The following is a 6,905-nucleotide window of genomic DNA, read 5'->3' on the forward strand; positions in this document are numbered from 1 at the left end:
AATCTAAAAACCTCCTCTCGTCTAATATTACCAGCTGGCTTTTTTAACACCAGGAATTTGTCCTTTGTACGCCAATTCACGGAACGCAATACGGCTGATACCGAATTTACGCATATAGCCGTGAGGACGACCAGTTAAGTTGCAACGATTGTGCAAACGTGTTGGGGACGCATTAGCTGGTAATTTGGACAAGCCTTCATAATCACCTGCCGCTTTTAACGCCGCACGTTTAGCTGCATATTTTTCAACGATTTTAGCGCGTTTCTTTTCGCGTTCAATCATAGATTTTTTAGCCATCTATATGTTCCTCCTATTATTTTTCAAAAGGCATACCGAATTGAGTCAACAATTCACGAGCTTCTTCATCTGTATTAGCACTTGTTACGATAATGATATCCATACCAGTAACGCGTTCTACCTGATCATATTCGATTTCAGGGAAGATGAGCTGTTCTTTAAGACCCAAAGCGTAGTTACCACGGCCATCGAATGCAGTTGCGCTGATACCGCGGAAGTCACGTACACGAGGTAATGCCGCATTGATCAATCTATCAAGGAATTCATACATGCGTTCGCCACGAAGAGTAACTTTTGTACCCAACGCCATACCTTCACGAACTTTGAAGTTCGCAATGGATTTTTTAGCTTTTGTGATTACAGGTTTTTGACCAGCGATGATAGTCAAATCATGTACTGCTGCTTCCAATGCTTTTGCATTGCCTACTGCATCACCAACGCCGATGTTGATAACGATTTTTTCCAATTTTGGAATTTCCATTACGTTGCCGTATTGGAATTTTTCTTGCATACTCTTTTTAATTTCAGAGTTGTATTGTTCAAATAAACGAGACATTTATGTAGCTCCTCCTTTCCTGATTATTTAAGTACTGTACCGGATTTAACAGTTGCACGAACGAATTTACCGTCTTTACCTTCAACTTTTTTGATACGAGTAGCTGTTTTAGTTTCTGGGTCAACGATCATTACGTTAGAAACATGGATGCCAGCTTCTTTAGTAACGATGCCGCCTTGTGGGTTAGCTTGAGAAGGTTTTGTGTGACGTTTTACAGTATTAACGCCTTCAACAAATACGCGTTCTTTTTTAGGTTCAGTTGCGATTACTGTACCTTGCTTACCTTTATCTTTACCGGAGATAACAACAACTGTATCGCCTTTTTTGATTTGTAGTTTAGCCATATGCTGCGTTCCTCCTTCTTATAATACTTCTGGAGCCAAAGAAACAATTTTCATGAAGTCTTTTTCACGAAGTTCTCTAGCTACAGGTCCAAAGATACGAGTACCACGAGGGGTCTTGTCATCTTTAATAACTACTGCTGCGTTTTCGTCGAAACGGATATAGGAACCGTCTTGACGTCGGATACCTTTTTTAGAACGAACAATAACAGCTTTGACTACGTCGCCTTTCTTGACAACGCCACCGGGTGATGCATCTTTTACAGAAGCAACGATTACGTCACCGATATTGCCGAATTTGCGATAAGAACCGCCCATGACTTGGATGCACATAATACGTTTTGCACCAGTGTTGTCGGCAACATTCAAAATTGTTTGTTGCTGGATCATCGTCTATTCCTCCTTACATCACTCTTATTTTTGTCTTTCAAGAATTTCAACAACTCTCCAACATTTATCTTTAGAAATTGGACGAGTTTCTACAATTTTTACTGTATCGCCAATACGGCACTCATTATTTTCATCATGAGCTTTGAAGCGTTTAGTGCTAACCATTGGCTTGTTATATAATGCGTGAGGTACTTTACGTTCTACAGCAACAACAACAGTTTTATTCATTTTGTCGCTAACAACTTTACCTACGCGGACTTTACGTACGTTTCTTTCTTCTGCCACGATTTTAAGCCTCCTTTTCAACCTTTAACAAATCTGTTATTATGCGTTTTCAGATTTAAGTTCAACTTCACGTTGTACAGTTTTAATACGAGCGATTGTCTTCTTAACTTCACGAATGCGCATAGGATTTTCTAATTGACCTGTTGCAAGCTGAAAACGGAGGTTAAATAACTCTTCCTTAAGACCGGAAACCTTTTGTTCCATTTCGGCAGCGCTCATATTGCGAATGTCATTAACCTTCATTTACGTCACCACCCAATTCTTTACCCTTAACAACAAATTTGCATTTGATTGGAAGTTTATGGCTTGCAAGACGCATAGCTTCACGAGCTGTAGCTTCTGGCACACCGTCCATTTCAAACATTACACGACCTGGTTTAACTACTGCTACCCAGTATTCAGGAGAACCTTTACCGGAACCCATACGAGTACCAGCTGGTTTAGCTGTGATCGGTTTGTCAGGGAAAATTTTAATCCATACTTTACCACCACGTTTGATATAACGAGTCATAGCAATACGGGCAGCTTCGATTTGACGGTTTGTGATCCAAGATGGTTCGCATGCTACCAAGCCGAACTCACCATGAGACACTGTATTACCGCGCATAGCACGACCTTTCATACGGCCGCGGAATTGCTTACGATGTTTTACGCGCTTTGGAATAAGCATTACTTGCCACCTTCTTCCTTCTTAGCAGGTTGTTTTGCTTCTGGCAAAACTTCACCTTTGTAAATCCATACTTTAATGCCGATACAACCATATGTTGTATGAGCTTCAGCAGTACCGTAGTCGATATTTGCACGAAGTGTATGCAAAGGAATAGAACCTTCACGGTAGGATTCGCTACGAGCGATTTCAGCGCCGCCAAGACGACCGCTTACCATGATTTTGATACCTTTTGCACCTAAGCGCATTGTACGACCTACAGCTTGTTTCATTGCACGACGGAAACCGATACGGCGTTCCAATTGGCCAGCAATATTTTCTGCAACCAAGATTGCATCCATGTCTGCTTGTTTAATTTCTGCGATGTTAACGTCCACTTGTTTGTCAGTGAAACGAGTCATTGCTTTTTTGATATCTTCGATACCAGCACCACCACGACCGATAACCATACCTGGTTTTGCAGTGTGGATAGTCAATTTAATACGTTTATTTGTACGCTCGATTTCAATGCGGGAAATACCAGCAATGAAAAGGGTTTCTTTCAAGAAGTTACGAATTTGAACGTCTTCATGAAGATTAGCAGCGAAATCTTTTTCTGCATACCACTTTGCGTCCCAATCTTTTACGATACCGACACGCAAACCGTGTGGATTAACTTTTTGACCCACTCTGTTTCCCTCCTTCTTAAGCTCTTTCTTTAACTACTACTGTTACGTGGCTAGTGCGTTTCAAAATTTTGAAAGCTTGTCCACGGGAACGAGGATGAATACGTTTCAATGTAGGACCTTGATCAACGAAGATCTCGGATACATATAAGTTATCCACATTCATATCAAAATTATGTTCAGCATTTGCGATTGCAGAACGCATTACTTTTTCAACTACATCAGCGCCAACTTTCGGAGTGAACTTCAAGATGGCAAATGCTTCGCCGATGTTTTTACCGCGCACTAAATCAGCTACGATACGGATTTTACGAGGCGCGATTCGGATATGTCTAGCGATTGCTTTTGCTTCCATTAATTATTCCTCCTATTTTCTGCCTGTAGATTTTTCGTCCTTACCATGACCTTTATAAGTACGTGTAGGAGCGAACTCACCTAATTTATGACCTACCATATCTTCTGTAATGAATACAGGTACGTGTTTGCGACCATCATGCACAGCAATTGTGTGGCCTACAAAACTTGGGATAATAGTAGAGGCACGGGACCAGGTTTTAACAACTTTCTTTTCGTTAGTTTCGTTTAAAGCTTCAACTTTCTTAAGCAAATGATCTGCTACGAAAGGGCCTTTTTTAATAGATCTGGACACTATTTTATCTCCTTTCCTTTATCCTATTTTGTACGACGTTTAATGATCAAGCTGTTAGAAGCTTTTTTCTTGTCGCGAGTTTTAACACCATGTGCTGGTTTGCCCCAAGGTGTAACAGGATGTTTACGACCAACAGGAGATTTACCTTCACCACCACCATGTGGATGGTCACAAGGGTTCATTACAACACCACGGTTACCAGGACGAACGCCCATCCAACGATGACGACCAGCTTTACCAATTACTTGGTTGCTGTGATCAGTATTGCCTACAACACCTACAGTTGCACGGCATTCTTGACGTACGCGGCGCATTTCGCCAGATGGTAAACGAAGAATAGCATAGCCATTATCTTTACCCATCAATTGAGCGGATGTACCAGCGGAACGAACGATTTGACCGCCTTTACCGATTTTTAATTCGATATTGTGGATTTGAGTACCGTCTGGGATATTAATCAATGGTAAGCAGTTACCAGGTTTAATATCGGATTCAGGACCGGAGAATACTACGTCACCAACTTTTAAGCCGTTTGGAGCTAAAATGTAACGTTTTTCACCATCAGCGTAGTTAAGCAAAGCGATACGAGAGGAACGGTTAGGATCATACTCGATTGTTGCTACTTTAGCTGGAATATTATCTTTAGTACGTTTGAAGTCAATGATACGGTATTGACGTTTATGACCGCCACCTTGGTGACGAACTGTCATTTTACCAGTATTATTACGACCACCTTTTTGGGAAATCTTAGCGAGCAAAGATTTTTCTGGTTTGCTTGCAGTGATTTCGTCGAAGGCGGATACTGTCATAAACCGGCGACCAGCGGAGTACGGTTTAAATGATTTAATTGCCATTAGTGGGCCTCCTTACAACTAGACTCTTAGACACCTTCAATTAATGCAATGGATTCGCCAGCTTTTAAAGTTACGATAGCTTTTTTGTAATCGCTACGTTTACCTTGTGTACGACCCATGCGTTTAGTTTTGCCTAAAACGCGAATAGTAGCTACTTTTTCTACTTTTACATTGAAGATTTTTTCAACAGCTTGACGGATTTGCACTTTGTTTGCAGTCAAAGGCACACGGAAAGTGTATTTGCCTTCTTCCATAAGCTTAGTGGATTTTTCGGTAATAACCGGACGGATTAGTACATCATGTAATTGCATTATCCAAGTACCTCCTCGATTTTTGCGACAGCGCCTTTAGTAATGAAGAGCTTATCGTAATGAAGAAGATCGAAAATGTTCATACCTTCGCAAGCCAAAGCTTTAACACCTTGAATATTGCGAGCGGAACGTTCAACATTTACATCACCTTCAGTGATGAACAATACTTTTGCATCACCAACATTGAAGCTATTGATAATATTCAACACTTCTTTAGTTTTAGGAGCTGCTAATGTGATTTCTTCCAAAACGTATAATTCGCTATTATTTACCTTATCGCTAAGAGCAGATTTAACTGCCAAACGTCTAGCCTTACGAGGCATAGCTTTGTAATAGCTGCGAGGTTGTGGACCAAATGTAGTACCGCCACCAATCCAGATTGGGGAACGGCTGGAACCGGAACGTGCACGACCAGTACCTTTTTGTTTCCAAGGTTTGCGGCCACCGCCACGAACCATACCTCTAGTTTTTGTTGCATGTGTGCCGAGACGTTCGTTAGATAATTGACGAACTACGGCTTGATGCATTACGGCTTCGTTTACTTCAACGCCGAATACTGCATCGTTTAACTGTATTTCACCGACTTTAACGCCGGATTGATTATATGTTGCTACTGTAGGCATTACATAATCCTCCTTTCGACAAATGATTATTTAACAGGTTTAACCGTGTTGCGAACCATAACCAAGCTACCTTTAGCGCCTGGGATACCACCTTTAACCAATAAAAGGTTACGTTCAGCATCAACTTTCACAACGGATAAGCGTTGTACGGTAACTCTGTAACCACCCATTTGTCCAGGGAGTTTTTTACCTTTGTATACCTTACCGCCGCCACCGGAGATCATAGGACCGATGGAACCAGGTTCACGGTGAGATTTGGAGCCATGAGTTTCAGGACCACGGGAGAAATTATGGCGTTTAATTGTGCCAGCAAAACCCTTACCTTTACCTGTACCTACTACGTCCACCAATTCACCTTCTGCGAAGATATCAGCTGCCAGAGTTTGGCCTACTGTGTAGTCAGCTGCATTGTCAACGCGAACTTCGCGAAGATATTTCACTGGAGCTACGCCAGCTTTGTCGAACTGACCTTTTACAGGTTTTGTTAAATGTTTTTCTTTAATGGAACCGTAACCAATTTGTACTGCTTCATAACCGTCTGTTTCAACAGTCTTAACGCGCACTACAACGCTTGGGGTAGTTTCCACTACTGTTACAGGAACTAATTGGCCTTCAGCTGTGAAGACTTGTGTCATTCCTAATTTTTTACCCAAAATAGCTTTAGACATTATCGCACCTCCTTATAGTTTTATTTCAATAGATACACCAGCTGGTAAATCTAAACGAGTGATAGCATCTACTGTTTTCGAATTTGGTTCAAGAATATCAATCAAGCGTTTATGTGTACGCATTTCGAATTGTTCACGAGAATCTTTGTTAACGTGTACGGAACGAAGAATCGTGAAGATATTCTTTTCTGTTGGCAATGGAATCGGACCAGATACCATAGCGCCATTTCTTTTTGCAGTGTCTACGATCTTAGCAGCGCTTTGATCGAGAGCTTTGTGGTCGTATGCCTTAAGGCGAATACGGATTTTTTGCTGTTTAGCCATTATTAATAATTCCTCCTGTCGTCCATTTCGTGAATGAACTGCTCCATAGAAATTCTCCTCCGCAGAGGCAACCTTCTACTTCATAGTTTGAAAACACAACACGAGAGCGGCAAAACATACCGCTCTTACATGTCGTGGGTATTGTGCTCAACGTATCACTACGATGAGCATAAAAGGTTAAATTAACCTTCGATTGCTGTTACTACGCCAGCGCCTACAGTGTGGCCACCTTCGCGAATCGCGAAGCGAAGACCTTCTTCGATAGCGATTGGAGT

General features: G+C 41.5%; 16 protein-coding genes. All 16 read right to left on the reverse strand.

What is annotated here, in order from left to right:
- Positions 1-27 precede the first annotated feature (27 nt).
- The gene (rpsN, locus tag VEI_RS07870; RefSeq protein WP_005377140.1) at positions 28-297 is read right to left on the reverse strand and encodes a 30S ribosomal protein S14; all 270 of its coding nucleotides are present in this window, start codon (positions 295-297) and stop codon (positions 28-30) included.
- A gap of 16 nt (positions 298-313) precedes the next feature.
- Entirely contained in the window at positions 314-853 is a 540-nt protein-coding gene (gene rplE / locus VEI_RS07875) for a 50S ribosomal protein L5 (protein ID WP_059364048.1), read from the reverse strand.
- 23 nt (positions 854-876) lie between these two features.
- The gene (rplX, locus tag VEI_RS07880; RefSeq protein ID WP_005385506.1) at positions 877-1,197 is read right to left on the reverse strand and encodes a 50S ribosomal protein L24; all 321 of its coding nucleotides are present in this window, start codon (positions 1,195-1,197) and stop codon (positions 877-879) included.
- A gap of 18 nt (positions 1,198-1,215) precedes the next feature.
- Positions 1,216-1,584, reverse strand: a complete 369-nt coding sequence (gene rplN / locus VEI_RS07885) for a 50S ribosomal protein L14 (protein ID WP_004695117.1) — start codon at positions 1,582-1,584, stop codon at positions 1,216-1,218.
- 24 nt (positions 1,585-1,608) lie between these two features.
- Positions 1,609-1,869, reverse strand: coding sequence for a 30S ribosomal protein S17 (rpsQ, locus tag VEI_RS07890; RefSeq protein WP_059364053.1), 261 nt, complete (start codon positions 1,867-1,869; stop codon positions 1,609-1,611).
- A 39-nt stretch (positions 1,870-1,908) separates the two neighbouring features.
- Positions 1,909-2,112, reverse strand: a complete 204-nt coding sequence (gene rpmC, locus VEI_RS07895; protein WP_004695115.1) for a 50S ribosomal protein L29 — start codon at positions 2,110-2,112, stop codon at positions 1,909-1,911.
- Complete coding sequence (rplP, locus tag VEI_RS07900) at positions 2,102-2,539, reverse strand: 50S ribosomal protein L16 (RefSeq protein WP_004695114.1); 438 nt, start codon at positions 2,537-2,539, stop codon at positions 2,102-2,104. Before rplP ends, rpmC begins: the two co-directional genes overlap by 11 nt.
- Positions 2,539-3,204 (reverse strand): 30S ribosomal protein S3, encoded by a 666-nt coding sequence (gene rpsC, locus VEI_RS07905; protein ID WP_059364054.1) that lies wholly within the window; start codon positions 3,202-3,204, stop codon positions 2,539-2,541. Before rpsC ends, rplP begins: the two co-directional genes overlap by 1 nt.
- Positions 3,205-3,220: 16 nt before the next feature.
- Positions 3,221-3,556: a 50S ribosomal protein L22 gene (rplV, locus tag VEI_RS07910; protein WP_004695112.1), complete on the reverse strand. Its 336-nt coding sequence runs from the start codon at positions 3,554-3,556 to the stop codon at positions 3,221-3,223.
- Between the two features lie 12 nt (positions 3,557-3,568).
- Positions 3,569-3,850: a 30S ribosomal protein S19 gene (gene rpsS / locus VEI_RS07915; RefSeq protein ID WP_009351118.1), complete on the reverse strand. Its 282-nt coding sequence runs from the start codon at positions 3,848-3,850 to the stop codon at positions 3,569-3,571.
- A gap of 23 nt (positions 3,851-3,873) precedes the next feature.
- Entirely contained in the window at positions 3,874-4,704 is an 831-nt protein-coding gene (rplB, locus tag VEI_RS07920; RefSeq protein WP_059364056.1) for a 50S ribosomal protein L2, read from the reverse strand.
- A 26-nt stretch (positions 4,705-4,730) separates the two neighbouring features.
- On the reverse strand, positions 4,731-5,015 hold the full coding sequence (rplW, locus tag VEI_RS07925) for a 50S ribosomal protein L23 (RefSeq protein WP_059364057.1): 285 nt from the start codon (positions 5,013-5,015) through the stop codon (positions 4,731-4,733).
- Positions 5,015-5,638, reverse strand: a complete 624-nt coding sequence (rplD, locus tag VEI_RS07930; protein WP_005377066.1) for a 50S ribosomal protein L4 — start codon at positions 5,636-5,638, stop codon at positions 5,015-5,017. Before rplD ends, rplW begins: the two co-directional genes overlap by 1 nt.
- 26 nt (positions 5,639-5,664) lie before the next feature.
- A complete protein-coding gene (gene rplC, locus VEI_RS07935; RefSeq protein ID WP_059364064.1) occupies positions 5,665-6,306 on the reverse strand; it encodes a 50S ribosomal protein L3 in 642 nt (213 codons plus the stop codon).
- A 12-nt stretch (positions 6,307-6,318) separates the two neighbouring features.
- The gene (gene rpsJ, locus VEI_RS07940) at positions 6,319-6,630 is read right to left on the reverse strand and encodes a 30S ribosomal protein S10 (protein ID WP_004695100.1); all 312 of its coding nucleotides are present in this window, start codon (positions 6,628-6,630) and stop codon (positions 6,319-6,321) included.
- A gap of 182 nt (positions 6,631-6,812) precedes the next feature.
- Positions 6,813-6,905, reverse strand: a 93-nt coding sequence (locus VEI_RS10560) for an EF-Tu C-terminal domain-related protein (RefSeq protein ID WP_145749519.1), incomplete at its 5' end; no start/stop codon positions are given.

Origin of the sequence: Veillonella tobetsuensis (assembly GCF_001078375.1) — a bacterium.
Taxonomy (GTDB): domain Bacteria; phylum Bacillota; class Negativicutes; order Veillonellales; family Veillonellaceae; genus Veillonella; species Veillonella tobetsuensis.

Coding starts and splice junctions, on each gene's coding strand:
- rpsN (WP_005377140.1), bottom strand. CDS start 297: ATGGCTAAAAAATCTATGATTGAACGCGAAAAGAAACGCGCTAAAATC.
- rplE (WP_059364048.1), bottom strand. CDS start 853: ATGTCTCGTTTATTTGAACAATACAACTCTGAAATTAAAAAGAGTATG.
- rplX (WP_005385506.1), bottom strand. CDS start 1,197: ATGGCTAAACTACAAATCAAAAAAGGCGATACAGTTGTTGTTATCTCC.
- rplN (WP_004695117.1), bottom strand. CDS start 1,584: ATGATCCAGCAACAAACAATTTTGAATGTTGCCGACAACACTGGTGCA.
- rpmC (WP_004695115.1), bottom strand. CDS start 2,112: ATGAAGGTTAATGACATTCGCAATATGAGCGCTGCCGAAATGGAACAA.
- rplP (WP_004695114.1), bottom strand. CDS start 2,539: ATGCTTATTCCAAAGCGCGTAAAACATCGTAAGCAATTCCGCGGCCGT.
- rplV (WP_004695112.1), bottom strand. CDS start 3,556: ATGGAAGCAAAAGCAATCGCTAGACATATCCGAATCGCGCCTCGTAAA.
- rplB (WP_059364056.1), bottom strand. CDS start 4,704: ATGGCAATTAAATCATTTAAACCGTACTCCGCTGGTCGCCGGTTTATG.
- rplW (WP_059364057.1), bottom strand. CDS start 5,015: ATGCAATTACATGATGTACTAATCCGTCCGGTTATTACCGAAAAATCC.
- rplD (WP_005377066.1), bottom strand. CDS start 5,638: ATGCCTACAGTAGCAACATATAATCAATCCGGCGTTAAAGTCGGTGAA.
- rplC (WP_059364064.1), bottom strand. CDS start 6,306: ATGTCTAAAGCTATTTTGGGTAAAAAATTAGGAATGACACAAGTCTTC.
- rpsJ (WP_004695100.1), bottom strand. CDS start 6,630: ATGGCTAAACAGCAAAAAATCCGTATTCGCCTTAAGGCATACGACCAC.